Here is a 24,267-nt window from a genome sequence, read left to right as displayed (position 1 = left end):
AATTGATAAAAAATAGTATATTGAACCGTTCTAATTTAGAACGGTTTTTTCATTTTAAATTATGTTAAAAAAAGGAGATAAGAAATTAATCAATGCCTGGGCATTTTACGATTGGGCAAACTCTGTTTATTCATTAGTTATCAGTACAGCGGTTTTTCCAATTTATTATAGTAGTTTAACAGAATCGTTTGCCAATATTGAAGGAAAAATACACTTTTTAGGAACAGATTGGACCCCAACAACTTTATATAACTACACCTTAGCTTTATCTTTTTTAATTGTAGCTTTTATTTCTCCTGTACTCTCCGGTATTGCAGATTATACAGGTAATAAATTGAAATTTTTAAAGGCTTTTTGCTATTTAGGTTCTTTATCAGTAATGAGTTTATTCTTTTTTAAAGGAGAATCAACACTATGGATAGGTTTATTGTTTACTATTTTAGCAAGTATTGGTTTTTGGGGAAGTATTGTGTTTTACAATGCTTATTTACCTGAAGTAGCTTACCCTGAACAACAAGACGATGTAAGTGCTAAAGGCTTTATGTTTGGTTACACTGGCTCAATTTTTTTATTGCTTTTTAGTTTGGTAATGATTAATAAGCCAGATTTATTTGGATTGCCTAACGCAGCATTTGCTTCTCGTTTAACATTTTTACTTGTGGGTATTTGGTGGATTGGTTTTGCTCAAATAACCTACAGTAGATTACCTAACAACGTTTTTAACAAAAAACCTGCTGAAGATTACATTTGGAAAGGTTTGCACGAGTTAAAAAAGGTAGCAATTGAAATTAAAACGCAACCAATTTTAAAGTTTTTTTTAGCCGCGTTTTTTATGTTTAGTGTTGGGGTACAAACTATTATTTTAATGGCAGGTATTTTTGGAAGTCAAGAGTTGGGTTTGTTAACAATAGATCTGATTATTGTGATTTTACTTGTGCAAATTGTTGCTATTTTAGGTGCATTTTTATTTTCGAGACTTTCTGATAAAATAGGAAATCTTTCCACTTTAAAAATTACGATAGCAATATGGATGGGTGTATGTTTACTTGCTTTTTTCTTAGATAAATCTCAAGAGTATGTTAAGTTTTATTTTTATATTTTAGGAGGTTTAATAGGTTTGGTGATGGGAGCAATTCAGTCACTTTCAAGATCAACTTACTCTAAATTATTACCTGACACACAAGATCATGCTACGTATTTTAGTTTTTATGATGTAACGGAAAAAATAGCTATTGTTTTTGGAATGCTGGTTTTTGGATTTTTAATTTCAGTTACCGGATCTATGCAATGGAGTGTGTTGTTTTTGGCATTTTTCTTTTTATTATCCTTTGTTTTATTGAACTTTGTTAGAAAAACAAAATATGTCCAATAAATTTGATTTCATTGTTGTTGGAGCCGGTATAGTTGGTTTGGCAACAGCTTATAAATTACAATTAAAATATCCTGATAAATCCATTGCAATTTTAGAAAAAGAGAAAAAAGTTGGTTCTCATCAAACGGGGCGTAATTCAGGCGTAATTCATTCAGGAATTTACTATAAACCGGGTTCATACAAAGCTAAAAATTGTAAAAATGGAAGAGAACAATTAGTGAAGTTTGCCAAAGAAAACAATATAAAGCACGATGTATGCGGAAAAATTATTGTTGCTACAAAAGAAGCTGAGTTGCCAATTTTAGAAGAAATTTACAATCGAGGAATTCAAAATGATACCGAAGGAATTTCATATTTGAATTCAGAAGAAATAAAACAAAAAGAACCATATATAGAAGGTTTAAAAGCAGTTTGGGTGCCAACGGCAGGAATTATAGATTATGTTGAAGTATCTAAAGCTTTTGTTAACCATATTGTTGCAATAAATGCTGAAAGTAAATTAATAACTTCTTGTACCGTTCAAAATATTGAATCTAAAAATATGTACACAATACTTAAAACAAGTAAAGGAGATTTTACCTCTTCTAAAACTATATTTTGTACAGGTTTACAATCGGATAGAAATGCCGAGAAAGATGATTTAAAGTTAGACATGCAAATTGTTGGTTTTAGAGGCGATTATTTTGAATTAAAGCCAGAAGTTAAACATAAAATTAATAACTTGATATATCCGGTTCCTGACCCAAAATTTCCATTTTTAGGTGTGCATTTTACCAGAATGATTGGTGGCGAAGTAGAGTGTGGACCAAATGCTGTTTTTACTTTTGACAGAGAAGGCTATAAACGTACAAGTTTTAATATGAAAGATACCTCTGAAGCACTAAAGTTTAAAGGAACTTGGAAATTATTTAGAAAACATTGGCGTAAAGGAATTGATGAATACAAAAGAGCATTTTCTAAACGCTTATTTGTTAAAGAATTACAAAAAATGATGCCTTCAATAACTGAGAATGATGTACAACCATCGAGAGCAGGAGTGAGGGCACAAGCAATTGATTATGATGGAGATATGGTTGATGATTTTAAAATAATTAAAAATAATGGTAATATTCATGTATTAAATGCACCATCACCTGCAGCTACATCGTGTTTAGCTATTGCAGATGAAATTGTTAATGTTGTTTTAAATTAAATAGTATGAAATTTTTTCAAAAAGAGATTCAGTTAAACCCTTTTCGGAGAGGTTTTCATTTAATTACAAATGAAATAATTATCAGTTTTCCTGAAATTAAAAATATTTCAATAGGGCAATTACACGTTTTTATAAAACATACATCGGCAGGTTTAACCATAAATGAAAATGCTGATCCTACGGTTTTAAATGATTTTGAAACTCATTTCAATAAAATGGTTCCAGAAAATATGCCTTATTACCAACACACGTTTGAAGGACCTGATGATATGCCTGCACATATAAAATCTTCTTTGTTAGGAAGTTCAGTCCAAATTCCAATTACAAACGGAAAACCAAATTTAGGTATTTGGCAAGGAATTTATTTATGTGAACACAGAGACCACGGAGGTCAAAGAAAATTAGTGTTAACTGCTTTTGGAAGTTAAACTTCAATATAAATTAAAAAGATAAAAGTCTCAAAACCATCATTTCCCTTAATGGTTTTGAGACTTACTGTTTATGAATAATTACGTGTAAATTCTTGTACTGCTTTTGTTAAGTTAGATTTAGCTTCTTGCGATAATCCAATTTCAAAATCCCATTTATAACCTTGTATTTTAACAATATACGATTTTGGATTTTTATGATAAATGGTTTCACAAAGATTTAAAATTTGATTTGGAGGTACTTCATGAGTTGAAAATGCAACCTGTTCTGAAGGATAAATTCGTTCAATTTCATAACCATCTTCCAAGTCAGTTTTACAGGCATCAACAAAAATTACTGTATTGTAATTTGAAACTAATTCAGCATCTTCAACCATTAATTGATATTTGTAAAGTAAGTTTTCTGTATTAAAGCCTTCATCTTTCAATATATCTAAAAAATACCAGCCAAGTCCGTCATCTTTACGGGTATTGTTTCCAATACCAATAATAAGTTTATTATCTAATTTTTTCATCAATTATTTTTCCGTTACTATCTTCTAATTGAACAATTAAAGGCATTTCTCCTAAGGCATGTGTTGCACAACTTAAGCAAGGATCATAAGCTCTAATTGCTATTTCAATTTGATTTAACATTGGTTCGGTTATTTCAGGTTTTTCACTTAACACACTGTTTGCAATTTCACGCACACCACGGTTCATAGCTTCATTATTATGTGTTGTTGAGACTATTAAGTTACATTTTGTGATTAAACCTTTATCATCTGTATGATATTCATGTATTAAAGTTCCTCTTGGTGCTTCAATAATACCTATACCTTTATTTCTAGGAGAGCCTTTTCTAACCAAATCACTACCTAAAATGTCCTTATCAAATAATAATTCTTTTATAGTTTCGGCACAATGCAACATTTCAATTAATCTTGCCCAATGTGTGTGCATGGTCATATTATTTGGTTTGTTTTGTGTATAGGCTTTAAAAATAAGTCGCTCAGTTTCAGCCAAAGGTGTATTTATGTAAGTACAAGTATTTAAGCGTGCTAACGGCCCAACTCGGTTCCAACCTTTTTCTCTACCGTATTTGGTCATGTATGGAAATTTTAAATAAGACCAAGGTTCAACGGCTTCTTTAAAATGATAACGATATTCAATATCATCAATATTTAATAATTCATTTCCTTCAGAATCTATTGATTTTAAGCGACCATCATATAGTTCCATTGCTCCGGACCCTTTGTGAATTAAACTTAAATGATTGGATGGATATGCAGCAAAATTATCAATCCATTCAGCATTTTGAGTGTGATATGCTTTTATAAAGTCGATTATTTCTTTCGACCATTCAATCATGGTATCAATATTTGGAATTTGTTTACCATCAATAAAATATTCACGTTCATCAACAGTAAAAGTTTTGTGAACACCTCCAGGAACGGCTAATATTCCATGAATTTTTTTACCGGCCAATGCTTTTATTATTTCTTGACCGAATTTTCGCATTAAAATCCCTTTTTTGGCAAGTTCAGGGTTCTCAGTTGCTACTGCAACAATATTTCTTTTTTCAGCAGGAGCATCAATTCCGAATAGCAAATCTGGAGAAGCTAAATAAAAAAAGTGCAACGCATGAGATTGAAAAACTTGTCCGTAATGTAATAATTTACGAAGATTTGTGGCAGTAGGTGTTAAGTTTTCAGGATCAATCCCAACCAATTGATCAATAGCCTTAGCAGCTGCTAAATGATGGCTTACAGGACAAATGCCACACAATCTTTGCACTAAAACAGGCGCTTCCCAATAAGGATGTCCTTGTATAAATTTTTCGAAACCTCTAAATTCAACTATATGCATAAAGGCATCAGTAACTTTACCGTTATTATCTAACTTTATAGTTACTTTACCGTGTCCTTCAACGCGTGTAACAGGTTCTATTACTATTTTTCTTTTATCCATGTTTAAATTTTTTATCAGTTAGTCATATTTGAATTCAGGATAAGCAATTGAGTATTCTTCTTCAAATAAAATACTTTTAACAACATTCCATATATGGTTTGCATTAGGAGGACATCCCGGAATGTGATAGTCAATTGCTACTATTTCACGATTAGGATATACTTTGTTTAGAATTTTAGGAATGTCTTCGTGATTTGGTATAATAGTTTCGTTTTCTTCACTTGTAATTGAATTTAAGTAAGTTTCTTTTAAACATTCTTCTAACGGAACTGTATTTCTTATTGCCGGTACACCTCCCCAAATTGCACATTCTCCAACCGATACTAAAACATCACAATTTTTACGGAACTCACGTAGAACTTCAATGTTATCGGTATTACAACAACCCCCTTCAATAAGTCCAATATCACAGCGTTGAGTAAATTTTTTAATATCTGTAATGGGTGATTTATTAAATTCTACAAGTTCTATCAAATCTAATATGCCTAAATCAATATCTAACAGAGACATATGGCAACCAAAACAACCTGCTAAAGATGTAGTTGCTATACGTTTTTTCTTATTGGTTGTTTTGTATTTTTTTACTTCATTTAAACGTATCATTTTTCCTTTTGGACCTAAATCAAATTGTCTGTCTCCAAATGGTTTGCTGAATGATTTTCCTTTAACTAATATGGAACCGGTTGGGCAAATATGCATAGCTTGTTCAGCTTGGGCATCAGAAAGTTTAGCTTCTTGTTCATAATCTATAGAAACTTTTGTTTCATTTCCCTTATTTGTAAAGTTGAATACTTTATAACCATCTGTAGTTATTACTTCTTCAATACAGCGTTTGCATTTTATACAACGGTTTTGATTTACAACTATACGTTCGGGCCTAGCGTCAACAATTCTATCTACAAATAAATGTGGAAAACGTGTAAATCGCATACCCATTTCGTACCCTAATTTTTGCATTTTACAGTCGCCACTTTTTTCGCAAGACGGACAAAAATGATTTCCTTCAACAAACATCATTTCTAAAATTGCTTTTCGGGCATCTAATAATTCGGGTGTATTAACTTCAATATCCATTCCTTCTTCAACATCAATAGTGCAACCGGCTAAAGTACGTCCGTTAACTTTTACGGTACAAACCCTGCAACTTCCAATAGGATTTAAATGTTTAAAATGACATAGTGTGGGAATAAATATTCCGTTTTGTCTGGCAGCTTCAATTAAATTTTCACCTTTTACCGAAGTACACTCTCTTCCGTCTATAGTAAATGATATATTTTTCATTTTAATTATTTTTAAAACTACAATTTGTAATTACTTAATGTTGCGTGTTTTTAATCACTTCGTCATAATCATAAGTGGCACTTTCCATATCAAATTCAACATTTAAATTTTTATTCACTTCAACAGTTTTAAGGCTGAAATAATCTTGAAATTTATCAAGAGCCATAATAAAAGTATTTGTTGAAAATTGCCCAAGACCGCATCTGCTGGTTAATTTTATAATATTTCCCCAATTTTTTACTTCATCAATATCTACTTGAGAACATAATCCTCTTTCAAATTTTCTAATTTTTTCATACAAAATTTGGTTCCCGGCACGGCATGGTGTACATGCTCCGCATGATTCAGTTTTAAAAAACTGAATAAAGTTTCTAAGAATTTTAAAAACACCTCTACTTTTATTGAAAACCATAATTGAACCTCCACAAAGCAAGTCTTCTTTACAAATTTTCCTTTCAAATTCTTTATTGTTGATGCATTCGCCTGAAGGTCCGCTTATTTGGATAAAATAAGGAGATGTTGCTTGGCATAAGTCTAATATTTCTTGAACTGTTATTCCCCATTCAACTTCATATATTCCGGGTTTTGCCACATCGCCTGAAATACTTAAAATTTTAGTTCCTTTGCTTTTTTCTGTACCAAGATTAGTGAAGAAATCAGTACCTAATTCTATAATTCTTGCAGCTTTTGCAAAAGTTTCAACATTGTTTACTATTGTTGAGTATCCTAAATAACCATATTCTGTTGGGAAATATTTTCGAACTCTAGGTTCTCCACGTTTTCCTTCTAATGATTCTATTAAAGCAGTTTCAGCTCCACATACATAAGCGCCTGCACCTAGTACAACCCTAATGCTAAAATTGAAATTGTTTATACCAAATATGTTTTCGCCTAAAAAACCTTTTTCTTCAAATTCTTTAAGTGTATCTTCTAATTTTTTAAGAAGATATTTATACTCAGCTCTTAAATAAATATATCCTTTTTCAGCTCCGGTAACATAGGCGGCAATTATCATACCTTCAATAACCAAGCCCGGTAAGTTACGGAGTAAAGACTTATCTTTAAAAGTTCCGGGTTCGCCTTCATCAGCATTACAAATAACTATTTTTTGTTCTGAATTGCTATTTTTACAATATTCCCATTTTGTAGCCGTAGGGAAAAAAGCACCACCATGACCGTCGAGTTTAGAAAGACTAATTTTTTCTAAAATTTCATCGGCAGAATTATTTTTAAGGACTTTTAATGAATTACCTATTGTATAATTTCTAAAAAATACAGTTTTGCTGTATTCAGGCGTATATTGAATTTTACTGACAGGATTATTAGCTATTTCTTCAGGATACACACCGCTTTTTAATTGATTGATAATCGTTTTTACTTTTTCGGGTGTTAAATCTGTAAAAGGATGAAAATTAATAAGTGCAGCCGGTTCAAAATCACTTAACCCTATACACGAAGTTTCAAAAAGAGTAAAAAGCGGATTTTTATCGTAAACTCCAAAGGTGCAACCTGTTTCTTTTTCAAAAGCAGCTTTAACTTCTCTAAAACCTTTATATTCGGATATAATACTGTTATTTAAGTAAATAATATACTTACCGGTAGGTTTTAGGTGGAAGAAGTGGTAAAAAGAAACAACACTTTCAATCTCAATTTTTGAAACATTTAATTTTTGAGAAATTTCGGTTATAGAATGGTCGGGTATATAGCCATAATTATTTTGAATTTCCCAAAGATGAGGTAATAATCTGGACCTTTTCATTATAAAAAAAGTTTAGTAATATTTATTACATAAATTTACGATATAACTTATTGATAACCAATATAAATAAGTCATCTTTTCAGAATTATATTTAAACTATTTTATTTTTTGTTATTTGAATTATAGTTAAGAAAAATCATAAAAGATTAATTTAAATTTAATAAAATGATTTTTTCTCTCTAAATGATTAAACATTCGTTAATTAATTTCCATCCTTTTTCCCACTTTTATTTTAAAAATTTGGATTTCGTAGGACAAAATTTTAAAACAAGTAATTTCTTAAATGAAAATAAACTTATTAACAATTTAAATTTTAAATCTGATGTTTTAAATAAAAAAGAATTATTCTAAATATGTTTAAATTATATGAATATTAGGGAGTAACTTCTCTTTTAGTGTTAATTTTTTAAGAAAAAAATAATAAATTTTGCTTAAACTGTTAATAATTACAATTTATAAAATAAGACTGATTAGTATTATTTAAAGTATTTTAGCGGCTTTAATTTTAAACCCTAAACATGAAGCAGCTATTTACTTTATTCACAATTTTTACTTTTTTTACAGTAGGAGCACAAAACTTTCAATTGCACAGAGATTTTGAAAGAGATCATTTTACTACCACATTTGAACTTTTTAAAGTTGATAAATATGGTAATACATTTACGTTTATAGATTTTGATTACGATGCAAAATCAGGAATTAATCAAGGTTATTATGAAATAGCTCGTGTATTAAAAACAGAAAAAATGCCTGTTGGTTTGCATGTTGAATACAATGGCGGCTTAGGTACTTTTGATACAGATTCCGGACAAGGAGGTTACACCATTAATGATGCCTGGATTTTTGGGATTAATTATGCTAAAGGAACTGCAGTTTGGGGATTTTCATCCTACGCAGGATATAAAGCAATAAACGATGCCGGCGAAGGAAATTTTCAAATTACAGGAACATGGTATGTTAACTTGTTTAAAGATAAATTAACATTTACCGGATTTGCGGATTTATGGACAGAAAATGGTTTGTCTGATAAAACAGTTTTTTTATCTGAGCCACAACTTTGGTATCATCTAAATAAAAGTTTTTCAGTAGGAGGTGAGGTAGAGCTTTCAAATAATTTTGCTGGAGATTATGAGTTTAAAGTAAGGCCTACATTGGCTGTAAAATGGAATATTTAATTAAAAAATAGATACTATGTTAGATACGTTTTTTAAAATTTCAGAAAATAAATCAACCTTAAAAACGGAAATTATTGCCGGAATAACAACTTTTATGACTATGGTTTACATTTTAGCAGTAAACCCAAGTATTTTAAGTGTTACCGGTATGGATAAAGATGCTGTTTTTACAGCAACAGCACTTTCCGCTGTAATAGCAACGTTGGTAATGGCTTTGGTGACAAAATTACCATTTGCTTTAGCTCCGGGTATGGGTTTAAATGCCTTTTTTGCATTTACAGTAGTATTGGGTATGGGTTATTCTTGGCAATTTGCTTTAACCGCTGTTTTTTTAGAAGGAATTATATTTATTATTTTAACAGCGTTTAATGTGCGTGAATTAATTGTAAATTCCATACCTCTCAATTTAAAACACGCTGTATCTGTTGGTATTGGTTTGTTTATAGCATTTATTGGCTTAAAAAGCACAGGTTTAGTAGTAGATAACCAAGCAACTTTAGTGAGTTTGGGAAGTATGAAAAATCCTAGTGTTTTAGTTGGTTTGACAGGTGTTATAATTACAGGGTTGTTATTATCAAAAAAAGTAAAAGGCGCTTTATTAATAGGAATTTTAGCATCTACTGTATTAGGTCTTTTTGTAGGTGTAACCCATATTCCTGAAAGTTTTAAATTGATTAGTTTACCACCATCAATTGAACCTATATTTTTTAAGTTCGACTTTTCTCAAGTATTTAGTTTAGATATGCTAATAGTATTATTTACATTTTTATTTGTTGATATGTTTGATACTGTTGGAACATTGGTAGGTGTTTCATCAAAATCAGGAATGTTAGATGAAAAAGGAAATGTGCCACGTGTAAAACAAGCACTTTTTGCAGATTCTATTGGTACCTTTGTAGGAGCAATTTTAGGAACATCTACCGTTACAACGTATGTTGAAAGCGCAGCTGGTGTTGCTGAAGGTGGAAAAACCGGAATGACAGCTTTAACTGTTGCGGGTATGTTTGCCTTATCATTGTTTTTAGCTCCGGTTTTTATGATTATACCTGCTGAAGCTACAGCTTCGGCATTAATAATTGTTGGTTTAATGATGATTACACCAATTGTTAAAATAAATCTAACGGATTATACCGAAGCAATTCCAGCATTTTTTACTATTATAATGATGCCTTTAACGTATAGTATTGCTGAAGGAATCGTTTTTGGAATGTTATCGTATGTGATTTTAAAAATGCTTACAGGAAAGTTTAAAGAAGTAACTCCGGTAATGTATATCATTGCAATTTTATTTATCATTAAATTTTACGTGTAAATAATTAATAAAGAAGGAGGTCTAAAATTTTGTTTTAGACCTCCACTTTTTATAACTATTTTGAAATTTTAATAAAATATTATTGATTAGATTTATTAGGCAAAATTAAATTTAAAATTACTCCAACTATTGAAGCCAATCCAATACCCGCTAAAGAAAAATTACCTTGGCTTATTTGAGCACCTCCAATACCAACAGTTAAAATAACAGATACAATAACCTGGTTTCTGGTTTTTGTGAAATTGGTTTTCGCATCAATCAAAGTTTTAATACCAATACTGGCAATCATACCAAAAAGAAGTAGCATAATACCACCTAAAACAGCTTGAGGAATGGTTTTTAGAAGAGCACTTATTTTACCAATTAACGAAAAAATAATGGCAGTTACTGCTGCAATTCGCAATACTCTAGGGTCTGTTATTTTAGTTAAAGCGATGGCTCCGGTCACTTCAGAATAGGTTGTGTTTGGCGGTCCACCAAAAAAACCTGCAAAAGCAGTTGCAATACCATCACCAAGTAAAGTTCTGTGCAAACCGGGATCTTTAACAAATTTTTTATTAGCTACACCACCAATGGCATACATATCTCCAACGTGTTCAATAATTGGAGCAACAGCAACAGGAATCATATAAATAATAGCTCCCCAATTAAATTCAGGTTTTACAAATTGTGGCAAAGCAAACCAAGAAGCTTCAGAAACACTTGTAAAATCAATTAATCCTGTAAAAATTGAAAGGATATACCCTACAATAATTCCTATAAAAATTGGAATCAGTTTTATAAGTCCTTTGGTATAAATTACAACAATAATAGCTGTTATCAATGCTGCTAAAGCTATTATCCAATTTGTTTTTGCCATATCTACACCAACAGTTGCCAATGATAATCCAATAATCATAATTACAGGACCAACTACCACCGGAGGAAATATTTTTTCAATAATTTTTAAACCCCACAGTTTAATTATTGCTGAAACGAGTCCGTAAACCAAACCTACTGCAATTATACCTGATAATGTACCGGCGTAACCATAAAGTTTGGTTGCTGCTATAATAGGAGCTATAAAAGCAAAACTACTGCCTAAAAAAACAGGAACTTTGCCTTTGGTTATTAAATGAAAGATGAGTGTACCAACACCGGCGGTAAATAAGGCTACAGCAGGGTCAATATCTATTAAAAGAGGTACTAAAACGGTTGCTCCAAAAGCAACAAATAAAAATTGAATGCCTACAATGAGGCGTCTTTTTAAATCTAATTGATTGGTTGAGTTTTGGTTTGGTTGAGGTGTCATAAATTAGGGTTAGTTTTTTGTAGGCATAAAAATAAGGTATAAAATAAAACAACCTAAAGTTTTAGCTTTAGATTGTTTTAAAATATGGATATTTAGAATAATTCTTAATTTAAATTTTGAAAGTTACTCCAACTATAAAATTTCTACCTATATTTTCAATTCCATCAGCTTTTAAGCGCGATAAATGTGAAATATACGATTTATCAAATAAGTTGTTTACATTTAAATTGATGTCAAAATTCATTTTTGATAATTTTACTTCACCTCCAATACCTAAATTTACTAAGTTATAACTAGTAGTTGGTGTTTCAAACTCACTTACTTTATTTTGTTTAAAATAATTTTCTAAGTTAACAGAAACAAAACCGTTTTTAAGCCAATTGTTTATATCAAATTCGGTTCTCAAGGTATTTGTAAGTTTGTGAGCCGGAATTAACGGTAAATAATCACCATTATCTTTTTCTCCAATAACAAGTTCAAAAGCACTTTGTAGGTGTAACCAATCTAATGGGTGCGGATGTATATGTATTCCAAATTCTCCACCATACAGTTTAGCATCATCTTGTATATATTGGTAAACAGGATTTTCATCTTCAATTTCACCGGTAGGAGAAATAAAAATATAGTTGTTAATATAATTGTAAAAACCATTGGCAAAAATTTCAAAATGTTTGGTATTGTACTCTAAAGTTATATCAGTTTGTAAATTTTGTTCGCTGTCTAATTGGTTATTTCCTAATTCAAACCTGTTTGAACCATGATGTACTCCGTTTGATGTTAGTTCTGCCAAATTAGGAGCTTTAAAACCCGATGCTACATTTATACGAGTTGTTATTTTGTTAAAAAGAACTGTTTTATAGCCTAATGATGCAGTAAAATTCTCAAAAGATTTATCTATAGCTTCAAAAACATGTTCTTCATCTTCATGAGCAACAATATGTTCTTCAGTATTAATTTTTCGAGTATCAAAGCGTAAACCTCCTTGTATGGTATTATCATTCCAAGTATAAGAGCCTGTTAAAAACACACCAAAATCATCAATTTTAGCATCAGGAATTAAAATTTCCTCTCCAAAATTTTCATTTTTTTGATGTAAACCTTGAATTCCAATAATAGTTTCAACATTATTGAACTTTGGTAAATGCCACTTTGCATCGTAACTGAAAGTATTTAATTCTAAATTTAAAGCCGGTTCTATGTGCTCTAATTCATGATCGTGTTCTTCTTCATGATCTTCTTCTCCTTCATGGTGGTGATGTTCCTCCTCAAATTCTTTTCTTTCATTAAGAGTATAACCAAATGTGGTAACAATTTTTGAATTTGGTAAAAATAAAATAGTATTTAAACTAACCATTTTAGTATTTAGATCTTGATAAGGAAGCATTGGTGTTTTATTAGTGCTTTGTAATCCAATTTCTTCAGGAATGCCAACTTTTGTATTGTTAAAATTGAATCGTAAAGTACTTGATAATAAACTATTGTGAAAACCGATGGCTGAATTAAAAATAGTTTCTTTAAAACGGGTATTGGTAACTCTTTCATCATTTCCGGTTTTGTAATCGCTATGTTCATTACGTGTTCCGTTAGCTAAAAATCTCCATGAATTGTAAGATTGTTTAACTCCTATGCTTGAACTTGTACCTTCTGTATTTGAAAAATATTTTTGATTGATATTAAAATTGAAGGAATTATCATCGGCAAATTTAACAGGATTAAAATATAAAACGCCACCTAACGCATCAGAGCCATAGAGGAGAGAAGCAGGACCTTTTATTACTTCAACACTTTCAATGCTCGATTCATCTATACCTAAACCATGTTCATCTCCAAATTGTTGGTTTTCTAATCTAATTCCTTGTGTGTATACTAAAACTCTATTTCCTCTTAAACCTCTAATTACAGGTTTCCCTATTCCTAGCCCTGTTGATACTTGCGAAACTCCTGCAATTGAATTGATGCCATCAATAAGTGTCGCAGCTCCTCTGTTTTTTAACTGTTGAACAGTAGCTTTGTCGACTTTTATTACATTTTCTGATTGTAATTTGTTAAATGGAGTTGAAATTATTACTTCTTCCATTTTGAAAACAGATTCTATTAATGTAAAATCCAATACGATACTTTCGTTTTGTGCCGTTATCGCTTTTGACTGTGTTTCGTAACCAATAAAAGCTACAGTTATTTTTATTGGGGAATTAGGTAAATTTACAATTTCGTAATGACCATTTTCGTTGGTTGAAGTTCCTTTGTGTAATTCTTCAATGTAAACGTCAACACCCAATAAAGGCTCATTTTGTGTGTTTGTAATTGTTCCCGATATTTTATTTTGTGCCTGAGCGAATAATGTGAATCCTAAAAATAAAATTGATAAATATTTTTTCATTTAGTATAATGTTTTTATTGTTTTCTGATTTATTTATAACTCTTTTCAAACAATAAAAACAGGTGGTGCACGTGACGATTTGTATTGAAGTTTTATTGAAGTTGATTGTACTTCAATTGAATGTATTTTTTCTTCAATTCTTTCATTTTTTAAAATGATGAATTTCGAAGAGAAATCAATGGTACTATGGTCAATTTGATAGTGAAATACAGAACAATTGGTTATGTTCTTTTTTGTAGTAATTGTTAACTTTTTTGCACTTGTTGCATATTCATGTTTTTTAAGCGCATGAACAAATTGTATTGTTACAGGGAGCAATACAGTAATTACCAATAAAGTTGCAATTAAATGTTTTATATGTGTTTTTTTCTTGTTCAAATTAAAACCTATTTAATATCAAAAGGTATTTTTAATGTAGCTGTAATATTCCTTCCAATATTGTTATAATTCATTCCTTTTAATGTAGATAAATGATCGATATATATTTCATTTAACAAATTATTTACCTGTATAGAAATAGAAACTAATTGCTTAGCCCATTTTACATCTGTTCCAATACCTGAATTTAGCAAAAAATAACTGTCAGTTTCTGTTTCAAACATAGCAGGATTATCTTGTTTTGAAGCATATAATCCTCCAATTTTAAAATAAAAATTAGTTAAAGACGCTATTTTTTCTTTAGTAAATTTTATATTAAAACGAAGTTTGTTTTGAGGAATAAACGGTAAACGGCTGTCGTTATTTTGCTTACCTACAATATAAGCATAACTCAAATTTAAGTTTAACCATTCGTAAGGTTGGCAATCAGTAATAAACTCAGCGCCATATATTTTAGCATCAGTTTGAGCATATTTATATATTTTATCACCACTTTCGGTTGTTTCATTTGTTGGAGCAATAAAAATATAATCGTTTATATTATTATGGAAACCTGAAAGGTCAAGCATTAAGTTTTTTGAATGAAAATGAACACTTAGGTCAATTTCATAACTGCGTTGAGAATCCAATTCCGGGTTTCCTTGTTCGTAACGAGCACCATGCATTCCGTCTTGTGTAAGTTCAGCAATATTTGGAGTTCTGTATGCCGATGCAAAATTGGTTCTAAATAAAAAATTCTCATTCATTTGATAGGTTGCACCAATTGAAGTACTAAAATTACTATAATCTTCATCAATTGCTTCTTTATCTGCTTCAGCTTCTGTAGTAATTGATCTATAATCATATCTAATACCGGCTTGTGTTTTTAAATCATCAAAAAAAGTGTATTGTGCCAATCCAAAAACGGAAAAATCATCAACATCAGCATCAGGAATAACGTGGTTTGGAGCATCATTATTTCTATTAGTTTTATTTGCTCCTTGTATTCCTACAAGATATTCTGATTTATCTGTTGAAGGTAAATGAGTTTTTACTTCGTATGAAAAAGTGTTTAAATCCATATCTGTCATTTCAAAAAAAGGTTTAGAGTCATCTGTTTGTAATTTTCGGTTATTTAATTGATAAGCTATATTTACATCAACTTTGTAATCATTTAAAAACAGGGTATTTTTTGATGAAATTAAATGACTTGTTAAATCTTGATACCAATATTTAGGTTCTCTGCCTTTTTTGGTTACCAGAGGAATAACATCCCCAACACTCATTCCTAGTTTTGGGCGGTTATAATCATAGTAAAGATTAAAAACACCAAATGTTTTTTTTAAGCCTATATTTGTTTTTAAGCTGTATTCTTCAAAACGTGTATTGGGCACAAATTTATAGTTACCATCTTTATAATCGGCATGTGTTTTTAAGCCGCCTCTAATTCCCCAATAAAAGTCTTTAGAACTTCCTTTAACGCCCAAGTTTGTTACAAAACCTTCAGTATTTGAATGGTATTGAGCATTGTAATCTCCAATTATTTTTCCTTCCGGAGCAGGTCTTTCTTTTACCGTATTAATAACTCCGCCAACAGCATCAGACCCATAAAGTAATGAAGCCGGACCTTTAATTACTTCAATGTGATCAATACCAAATTCATCAATAATAAATGGATGATTTTCTGAAAATTGGAAATTTTCCATTTTAACACCATTATTTAAAAGTAAAATGTTGGTCATTGACAAACCTCTGATAACGGGTTTTGTAACACCGGTTCCTTTGGCAATCATATCAACTCCTGGAATGTTTGTAATGGCTTCTATTAGCGTAGGAGAGCCACTTTTAGCAATATCATTTATTTTTAGCAATTCAACTTTAATTGCATTTTCCGATTGTAATTTGTTAAATGGTGTAGAAATTACAACCTCGTCCATTTTATAAACAGCTTCATCTAACATAAAATCAATTACTTCGTCGTTTTGCTGTAAGTTAATAGTTTTAACGTGTGTTTTATATCCTATATAAGATATAGTAATTTTTATGGGTGAATTAGGTAAGTTACGTAATTCATAATAGCCATTTTCATCAGTAGAGGTTCCTTTTTGTAATTTTTCTATATAAACCACAACATCAGTTAATGGTTCATGTTTAGTATTTGTTATTGTACCCGATATTTTATTTTGAGAATAAACAAATAAGTTAAATCCTATAAATAGGATTGATACATATTTTTTCATGTAAAATAATGTGTTTTATTGTTATAATAATTCTATGATTTATCTAAACAATAAAATAGGGTGGTGCTCTTGATGATTTGTAATTTAGTTTAACCGAAGTGCTTTTTGCTTCGGTATTGTATATTTTTTCTTCAACAGTTTTAATTTGTGTAAATAAAACTTGTGAAGTAAAATCAATAGTATTGTGGTTTATTTTAAAATGAAAAACAGAACAGTCAATTTCATGGTTATCAAAATGAGTAACATTTTGTGACGTACAAATTGAGTGCTCATGTTTTTCGAATGAGTGAATAAACTGTACTGCAAAAGGTAGCAGTATAGTTGTAACCAATACAAAAGAAATTATATTTTTAATTAAGTGTTTGATTTGTTAATGTATTTATGATGTAAAACTACAAAAACAAATTAATCTTTTACGCCTAATTTTTCTAAAATAACTTCCATTAAACACCATTTTGTAATTGATGATTGTAATAGGTTAAAACCTACAAAAGCAGTAAACCATAACCAGTTTACATTTACTTTTACTGCAAGTAATAAACTAATTAATATAAATGTACCGGCGATAGCTCTAATTATTCGTTGTTTCATTTTTTCATTTTTTTAGTTAAACGGATTTTTCAATATCAAGGACAATAGCTTTTACAGGATTATTTGATGTATTTTGAGCATTGTATTTTTTAACTTCATTTAACATTGTTTCTACTAATTCTTCAGAAGTAAAAGTAAAATACATTTTAGAATCAAAATTATCTCTATGTGCCGAGAACCAATTATTTTGTATATTTTCTCTTTTTTGAAGTTTATGGCCTCTAATATCATAAGTGCTGTAAACTTCAATTTGAGAGTTTTTAAAAAGAGCACAAATATCTTTTTCAAACTCTGTAATACTTGTTATCATTAATAATTTCATGTTCTGATATTGATTTAGTTTGTTAAAGTAACCTAATTAATTTTTATGTTTGTGTTTTTCAGTCATATAGTAAACTAACGGTACAACCAATAGTGTTAATACTGTTGCTGTAATTGTACCTCCCATTAATGAAATTGCCAATCCTTGAAATATTGGATCAAATAAAATTACAAAGGCTCCAATTACTACAGTACCGGCAGTTAATAAAATTGGTGTAGTTCTAACAGCACCTGCTTCAATAACAGCTTGTTTTAAAGGTATTCCATCTTCTAATCTCAACTCAATAAAGTCGATAAGAAGTACAGAGTTACGTACCATAATACCCGCTAAAGCAATCATACCAATCATAGATGTTGCGGTAAAAAATGCACCCATTACCCAATGACCAATAATAATACCTACTAATGAAAGCGGTATAGCCACAAGCATTACCAATGGGGCTTTAAAGTTTTGGAACCAACCAACAATTAATAAGTAAATTACAAATATAGCCACAGCAAATGCAGCACCTAAATCTCTAAATACTTCATAAGTTATTTGCCATTCTCCATCCCATTTAATAGTATAATTATCTTCGTGAGTTGGTTGTTTGTTATATTCTTCGTTTAAAGTATATCCTTCAGGTACTTTAATTTCGTTTAATCTGTCAGACATATTTAAAATTCCGTAAACCGGACTTTCCAATTTACCTGCCATATCTGCATTTACATAAACAACACGTTTTTGATTTTTTCTGGAGATTGATTTATTACGAATTTTTTCTTCAACTTTTACCAAATCTCCAATAGGAATTGCCATTCCCATTTGTGAAATCACTTTTAGTTGTTTTATGTCGTTTATTGATGATTTTTCCTTTTCATCAATAGCTAAAACTACATTGATTTGATTGTTTGCAGTTTCATTATAAAGCTTAGAAATTGGCTGTTCAGACATTGCCATTTTTAATGTAGCCACTATTTGTTGAGGAGCAACGCCATTTAACATCGCTTTTTCTTTATCAACTACAAAATTGTATTCAACTTGCTCCGCTTCTATCGAATTATCAACATCAACAATATCATCAGTTGTAGTTACAATTTTTTCTAATTGTCTAGCAATATCCATTTGCCCGTTGTAATCGGGTCCATAAACTTCAGCAACAATGGTAGATGAAACCGGAGGTCCGGGAGGAACTTCTACTAACTTAACGTTTGCATTAAATGTTTTACCTATTGCTTGAATATCAGCTCTTAGTTTTTTTGCAACGTCGTGACTTTGTTCTGAACGATATTCTTTATCTATCAAATTCACTTGAATATCCGCCATGTTAGAGCCACCTCTAAGGTCGTAATGGCGAACCAAACCGTTAAATGTTATTGGTGCTGAAGTACCAACAAAACTTTGATAATTATCAACTTCAGGTCTTTGAGATAAATAATTTGCAATTTCTTTTGAAACTGCAGCTGTATTTTCAAGTGTTGTGCCTTCAGGCATATCAATAACTACTTGAAATTCATTTTTATTATCAAAAGGCAACATTTTTACAGCAACACCTTTCGTGTAAAATAAAAGCATAGAACCTAGCAATAATAAAGTTGTAAGTCCTAAGAAAGTCCAACGTTTTGTTTTATTTTCAATTAAAGGCTTTTCAAGTTTGTTGTAGATTCTATAAATTAATGAAGTTTCTAAACCTTTTTCTTCTTTATCTTCTTGTTTGTCTTTTTCTCTTAAAATATAATATCCTAAATAAGGTGTTATAGTTAACGCTACAAATAATGAAATAATCATAGCTATTGAAGCTCCAATTGGCATCGGACTCATATAAGGTCCCATTAAACCGGATACAAACGCCATTGGCAATACTGATGCTATTACAGTAAATGTTGCCAAAATGGTTGGGTTTCCAACTTCATTTATGGCATATAAAGCTGCTTGTTTAAATGGCAATCGCTTCATTTTAAAATGCCTGTGCATATTTTCGGCAATAATAATAGAGTCATCAACTACAATACCGGTAACAAAAACTAAAGCAAAAAGTGTGATTCGGTTTAAGGTATAATCCAGCATGTAATAACTGAACAATGTCATTGCAAAAGTGATTGGTACAGATAAGAAAACTACCAAACCACCACGCCAACCCATAGCCAACATAACAACTATGGTTACTGCCAGTATTGAGCCTATTAAGTGCATTAAAAGTTCAGAAACTTTGTGTGAAGCTGTTTCACCGTAATTACGTGTTACAGTAATATGAACATCATCAGGAATTAGATTTTGTTTCAAATGCTCAACTTTATCTAATATTTTTTCTGATATTTTCATTGCATCAGCACCTTTTCTTTTACCTATTGAAATGGTTACTGCAGGATATTCTGAGTTATATGTTGAGGATAATTCATTTGCTTTTCCATAACCAAAAGAAACATATTCTTTTGGTATTTCAGGACCATCAGTAATAGCTGCAATTTGTTTAAGATATATTGGCTTATTTTGTTGTACGCCTACAACCAAGTTTTCAACGTCATCAACAGAAGTTAAAAAATTACCTGTATTTACAAGGTATTCAGTATTGTTATTATCAAAACTGCCGGAAGTTAATTGTTGGTTATTGGCTTGTATTTTTTGAGTGATACTTAACATATCTAACCCGCTTTCAGCCATTTTATCTTTATCTAAAACAACACGAACTTGTCTGTTTCTTCCACCAATTTTTTTAGTGATTGCCACATCAGTAATCTTTTCAATTTCACTGGTTAATTCACTTGCAACTTGCTTTAATTGGTAATCGTCATAATTTTCGCTCCATAATGTTAATGCTAGCATTGGAACATCATCAATAGCTCTTGTTTTTACCAATGGCATTGAAACACCTTTCGGCATTTCATCCATATGTTTCATAATTTCATTATAAAGCTTTACAAATGAGCGCTCTATATCTTCACCTACATAAAACTGAACAATAACCATAGCTTGTTCATTCATAGAGGTTGAGTACACGTATTCAACACCTTTAATATTAGAAACAATTTTTTCTAAAGGTTTAACAACTCTTGATTCTACCTCTTGAGGGCTTGCACCCGGATATCCTACAAAAATATCGGCCATTGGCACATCAATCTGAGGCTCTTCTTCTCTTGGAATTAAAAACGAACTGTACACACCAATAACCAAAAACATAATCATCAGTAAAACAGTAAGTTTAGAGTTTATAAATACTTTGGCAATACTACCGGCTAATCCTTCTTTCATAATTTTATTGAATTTGTAGTTTAGCTCCGTTAAATAATTTGCTTTCAGCAGATATTATATATTCTTCGTTTGCTGATAAACCTGATAAAACTTCTACCTGATCACCAAATTCTCTACCTAAACGCAACCAACGTAATAAAGCGGTGTTATTTTGACTTACCACATAAACACCCACTAATTCACCTCTTTTTACCAAAGCGGAGGCAGGAATTAATACTGATGTAGTTTCTGATGTTTTTTCAATAGGAAATTGTACAGAAGTATACATACCTGATAATAATTTTACATCTGTTTTATCTAAAATAACTTTCACTAAATATTGTCCTCCCGTATTTTTTGTTGAAGTACTTACTTCAGTAACTTTTCCTTTTACAATTTCATTGGTAGATTTTATTAAAACATCAACAGGAGTTCCGTTTTTAATGTTTGTAATTTCTGATTCCGGAACCATAGCTATAACTTGGAATTTATCTGGATTTTCAATACTTACCAAAGGCATTCCGGGATTGGCCATATCTCCTTTATTTACAAATTTACCTGTAACAATACCGCTAAAAGGTGCGGTAATATTTGAATAGGATAATTGTGCGTTTACCTGATTTTTCATTTGTTTTGCAGCTTCTAAACGTGCTTTAGCCATCTGGTAGTTAGCAGTTATATCATCCATTTCCTTTTGTGAAGCACTATTATCTTCAAATAAAGATTTATAGCGGTTGTAATCTTTTTCAGCACTATTAAAAGCGGCTGTAGCTTCAGTAATTGAAGCATTTGCTTGTGCTTTTTGAGCCGAAATATCAGCACTGTTTATGCTCACTAATAATTGACCTTTATAAACTTTATCGCCAACTTTTACAGGGATATTATTTACATAACCCATCATACGCGTACTTATATTTGCATTTTGTACAGCTTCAATTTTTCCGCTGGCTGTAATAAATTTACTGTTTTCTGATGATGGTGTACTAACTTTAACCGCAACAGTTGGTCTGTTATCTACAGTTTCAGTTTTATCTTTTCCACAACTTACAACAAAAACTAAAGTTGCGATTGCTAATAATTGTATAATATTTTTCATTTTCTTAGTTAATTATTTGGTTAAAAATGCTACGTAAGCTTTTGTATAATTGTAATTAAAAACTGTTTGCAGGTATTCTAATTGTTTTTGCAAAAATTGTGTTTCAGCATTTAATAAATCTGACGATTTTTCTAAGCCTTGTTTAAATCGGTTTGTTCTTATTCTTAATGCTTCTTCAGATTGTTCAACTGCTAAACTTGTTAAATTCAATGTATTTTCAGCATCTTTTAATTGGCGTTTAGCTTTACTGTATTCAAGCTGACTTTGATTTTTATATTGATCTAAGCTAATTTCTGCTTTATCTAACTCGGCTTTACTTTTTTGGGCTTTACCAAACTTTTTATAACCCTCAAAAATGTTCCAAGAAAGTTCTGCACCAAAAACATAACCTTTAGCATCGGTTCCAAATAATTTATCGTCATACAACTCGTAACTTCCAAAAGCGTTTAAACGAGGTAAAAAATTCATTTTGGAGGCTTTATACATATTGTTGTATGCTTCAGTACTTTTTTCCATTGCTTCAATGTCGGCTCTGTTATTAGAAAGTACAGAATTATAGATTGCTAAATCTACTTCAGCATTTAATTCAGATGAAGGTTTAAAAGTAGTATTTGTAGTTTCACCCATTAAAAATTGTAAATAATCTGATGCGTTATTGATATTGCTTTTGGCATTTTGCAGTTGATTTTCTACTTCAGTAACATGTACTTCAACTAATAATAAGTCAGATTTTTGCATGTAACCTTGTTTGTAGCTGTTTTCTGCAATTTTTTTATTTTCCAAAGCGGCTTCTTTTGCTTTTTCAAGAACTTCAACAGCTTTATAAGCTAATTGTAATTGCATATATGCTTTTTTTACTTCAAGATTTACATACTCTTTTGTTCTTATTGATTGAAGTTCAAATGCATTCATTTTAGATTTTGCAGCTTTACGCATATACAAACCATCGCCATTAAAAATAGGTTGTTGTACTTCTATTTTAGTAGCAAAGTTTTTAATTTCATCCGGATCATTTAAAAGTGCAGGGTTAAAATCGGCTTGCGTTAATATTTCCTGATTTAATTTAGAACCAAATGCCATTAGCGGATTTGTAGTGGCTATTCCTGTGTGTGAAATAGATATATTAGGCAGTAAAACAGCATTTGTTTGGTTAAAATCACCTTTTGCAGCATTATAGTCCTGCTCAGACATTTTAATGGTATGATTGTTTTCTTCAACCTTACTTAAAACATCATCAAGAGAAATTAAAGTTTCTTGTTGTGCATTAATAATTAACAGGTTGAAAAACAAAAAAGTAATTGATAACAAATATTTACTTTGCATAGTTTTGTTTTTTTAGTTTGAGGCAAAAATAGGCGAGGTGATATGGTTTAACAGTAATAAATATTACAGAGATATGTAACATTTATAACATAATGTTTAAAATATAAAAATCCCGTTTAACACGGGATTTTTAATTTATTTTTCTAAGAACTTATCGTCTTTTAATTTATCGTCAACAATTGTTGAATTGTGTAAATGGACGGGGTCTTTTGCTTTTTTCATTTTCAAATTTAAAAACTCAACAAATAGTGAGAAGAAAATTGCAAAATATAAATAACCTTTTGGTATGCTATGTACTGCATTTCCAAGTAATTCTACGTGTGCTAAATGAGAACCTTCTGCCAATAACATTACGCCAATTAAAATTAAGAATGAAAGTCCTAATATTTGAATTGTAGGATGTTCGTTCACAAATTTGCTTACCGGTCCTGCAAATGCCATCATAATTATGATTGAAAGCACTATTGAAATAATCATAATTATCATACCTCCGGTATATCCAAAACCGGCAGGTGGATTGTCTAAACTAACCAATCCAATTGCTGTTAAAATACTGTCGAATGAAAAAACCAAGTTTAAAATAGCAATCTGTGTTATAGCATTTGTTAAAGTTGTACTTGCTTTACCTGAAGTGCTTTCTTCTTCTCCTTCTAATTTATGGTGAATTTCCGTAACACTTTTGTATAACAAAAATAAACCACCGGCTATAATTATTAAACTTTGTCCTGTTATACCGGCTTTTATCCACGAAGTTTCAAAATGGAATAGAACATCTTGTAATTTTAATACCCAAGTTATACCAAATAATAGTAAAATTCTAAAAATCATAGCAAGTATTAAACCAATGTTTCTTGCTTTAGGCTGATCTTTTTTATCAAGTTTATTTGAAACAATAGAAATAAATACAATGTTGTCTATTCCTAAAACTATTTCTAAAAAAGTAAGTGTTAAAAGAGCAATCCACGCATCAGGTTGTAATAATATTTCCATA

General features: G+C 30.6%; 20 protein-coding genes. 5 read left to right on the top strand and 15 right to left on the bottom strand.

What is annotated here, in order from left to right; genetic code table 11:
* Window positions 1-61: 61 nt before the first annotated feature.
* From HGB55_RS09725 to HGB55_RS09715, 3 genes are read left to right on the top strand one after another with little or no spacing between them, the layout of a single operon-like run.
* Window positions 62-1,372 carry an MFS transporter gene (locus HGB55_RS09725; RefSeq protein WP_168816704.1) on the top strand — a complete coding sequence of 437 codons (1,311 nt, stop codon included), beginning with the start codon at window positions 62-64 and terminating at the stop codon, window positions 1,370-1,372.
* The gene (lhgO, locus tag HGB55_RS09720; protein WP_168816703.1) at window positions 1,362-2,564 is read left to right on the top strand and encodes an L-2-hydroxyglutarate oxidase; all 1,203 of its coding nucleotides are present in this window, start codon (window positions 1,362-1,364) and stop codon (window positions 2,562-2,564) included. Before HGB55_RS09725 ends, lhgO begins: the two co-directional genes overlap by 11 nt.
* 5 nt (window positions 2,565-2,569) lie before the next feature.
* Window positions 2,570-2,992, top strand: coding sequence for a secondary thiamine-phosphate synthase enzyme YjbQ (locus tag HGB55_RS09715; protein WP_168816702.1), 423 nt, complete (start codon window positions 2,570-2,572; stop codon window positions 2,990-2,992).
* Between the two features lie 71 nt (window positions 2,993-3,063).
* On the opposite strand, the gene HGB55_RS09710 is transcribed toward HGB55_RS09715, so the two are convergent.
* Genes HGB55_RS09710 through HGB55_RS09695 form a run of 4 tightly spaced genes read right to left on the bottom strand, consistent with a single transcriptional unit; the run spans window position 3,064 to window position 7,982 of the window.
* Complete coding sequence (locus HGB55_RS09710) at window positions 3,064-3,507, bottom strand: hydrogenase maturation protease (RefSeq protein WP_168816701.1); 444 nt, start codon at window positions 3,505-3,507, stop codon at window positions 3,064-3,066.
* Entirely contained in the window at window positions 3,491-4,942 is a 1,452-nt protein-coding gene (locus HGB55_RS09705; protein ID WP_168816700.1) for a Ni/Fe hydrogenase subunit alpha, read from the bottom strand. Before HGB55_RS09705 ends, HGB55_RS09710 begins: the two co-directional genes overlap by 17 nt.
* Before the next feature lie 18 nt (window positions 4,943-4,960).
* The gene (locus HGB55_RS09700; RefSeq protein WP_168816699.1) at window positions 4,961-6,223 is read right to left on the bottom strand and encodes a 2Fe-2S iron-sulfur cluster-binding protein; all 1,263 of its coding nucleotides are present in this window, start codon (window positions 6,221-6,223) and stop codon (window positions 4,961-4,963) included.
* Between the two features lie 34 nt (window positions 6,224-6,257).
* On the bottom strand, window positions 6,258-7,982 hold the full coding sequence (locus tag HGB55_RS09695) for an NAD(P)H-dependent oxidoreductase subunit E (protein ID WP_168816698.1): 1,725 nt from the start codon (window positions 7,980-7,982) through the stop codon (window positions 6,258-6,260).
* Window positions 7,983-8,500: 518 nt separating this feature from the next.
* On the opposite strand from HGB55_RS09695, the gene HGB55_RS09690 reads away from it, so the two are divergent.
* Window positions 8,501-9,157, top strand: a complete 657-nt coding sequence (locus HGB55_RS09690) for a DUF5020 family protein (RefSeq protein ID WP_168816697.1) — start codon at window positions 8,501-8,503, stop codon at window positions 9,155-9,157.
* A 16-nt stretch (window positions 9,158-9,173) separates the two neighbouring features.
* Window positions 9,174-10,469, top strand: coding sequence for an NCS2 family permease (locus tag HGB55_RS09685; RefSeq protein ID WP_168816696.1), 1,296 nt, complete (start codon window positions 9,174-9,176; stop codon window positions 10,467-10,469).
* A 79-nt stretch (window positions 10,470-10,548) separates the two neighbouring features.
* On the opposite strand, the gene HGB55_RS09680 is transcribed toward HGB55_RS09685, so the two are convergent.
* From HGB55_RS09680 to HGB55_RS09630, 11 genes are all read right to left on the bottom strand, one after another.
* Entirely contained in the window at window positions 10,549-11,760 is a 1,212-nt protein-coding gene (locus HGB55_RS09680) for a uracil-xanthine permease family protein (RefSeq protein ID WP_168816695.1), read from the bottom strand.
* Between the two features lie 109 nt (window positions 11,761-11,869).
* Entirely contained in the window at window positions 11,870-14,140 is a 2,271-nt protein-coding gene (locus HGB55_RS09675) for a TonB-dependent receptor (RefSeq protein WP_168816694.1), read from the bottom strand.
* A 45-nt stretch (window positions 14,141-14,185) separates the two neighbouring features.
* On the bottom strand, window positions 14,186-14,518 hold the full coding sequence (locus HGB55_RS09670) for a hypothetical protein (RefSeq protein WP_168816693.1): 333 nt from the start codon (window positions 14,516-14,518) through the stop codon (window positions 14,186-14,188).
* Window positions 14,519-14,526: 8 nt separating this feature from the next.
* Window positions 14,527-16,737, bottom strand: coding sequence for a TonB-dependent receptor (locus HGB55_RS09665; protein WP_168816692.1), 2,211 nt, complete (start codon window positions 16,735-16,737; stop codon window positions 14,527-14,529).
* A 43-nt stretch (window positions 16,738-16,780) separates the two neighbouring features.
* Window positions 16,781-17,068, bottom strand: a complete 288-nt coding sequence (locus tag HGB55_RS09660; RefSeq protein ID WP_168816691.1) for a hypothetical protein — start codon at window positions 17,066-17,068, stop codon at window positions 16,781-16,783.
* A 74-nt stretch (window positions 17,069-17,142) separates the two neighbouring features.
* Window positions 17,143-17,328 (bottom strand): DUF2892 domain-containing protein, encoded by a 186-nt coding sequence (locus HGB55_RS09655; protein ID WP_168816690.1) that lies wholly within the window; start codon window positions 17,326-17,328, stop codon window positions 17,143-17,145.
* Window positions 17,329-17,344: 16 nt separating this feature from the next.
* Entirely contained in the window at window positions 17,345-17,650 is a 306-nt protein-coding gene (locus HGB55_RS09650) for a hypothetical protein (protein WP_168816689.1), read from the bottom strand.
* Window positions 17,651-17,686: 36 nt separating this feature from the next.
* Window positions 17,687-20,878 carry an efflux RND transporter permease subunit gene (locus HGB55_RS09645; protein ID WP_168816688.1) on the bottom strand — a complete coding sequence of 1,064 codons (3,192 nt, stop codon included), beginning with the start codon at window positions 20,876-20,878 and terminating at the stop codon, window positions 17,687-17,689.
* A 4-nt stretch (window positions 20,879-20,882) separates the two neighbouring features.
* The gene (locus tag HGB55_RS09640; RefSeq protein ID WP_168816687.1) at window positions 20,883-21,953 is read right to left on the bottom strand and encodes an efflux RND transporter periplasmic adaptor subunit; all 1,071 of its coding nucleotides are present in this window, start codon (window positions 21,951-21,953) and stop codon (window positions 20,883-20,885) included.
* A gap of 12 nt (window positions 21,954-21,965) precedes the next feature.
* Window positions 21,966-23,276, bottom strand: a complete 1,311-nt coding sequence (locus HGB55_RS09635; protein WP_168816686.1) for a TolC family protein — start codon at window positions 23,274-23,276, stop codon at window positions 21,966-21,968.
* A gap of 135 nt (window positions 23,277-23,411) precedes the next feature.
* A complete protein-coding gene (locus HGB55_RS09630) occupies window positions 23,412-24,266 on the bottom strand; it encodes a TerC family protein (protein ID WP_168816685.1) in 855 nt (284 codons plus the stop codon).
* Window position 24,267: the final 1 nt, after the last annotated feature.

Origin of the sequence: Lutibacter sp. B1, from assembly GCF_012524075.1 — a bacterium.
Lineage (GTDB): Bacteria > Bacteroidota > Bacteroidia > Flavobacteriales > Flavobacteriaceae > Lutibacter.
Note: the sequence above shows the minus strand (reverse complement) of the source record. Positions and strands in the feature narration are given on the sequence as shown.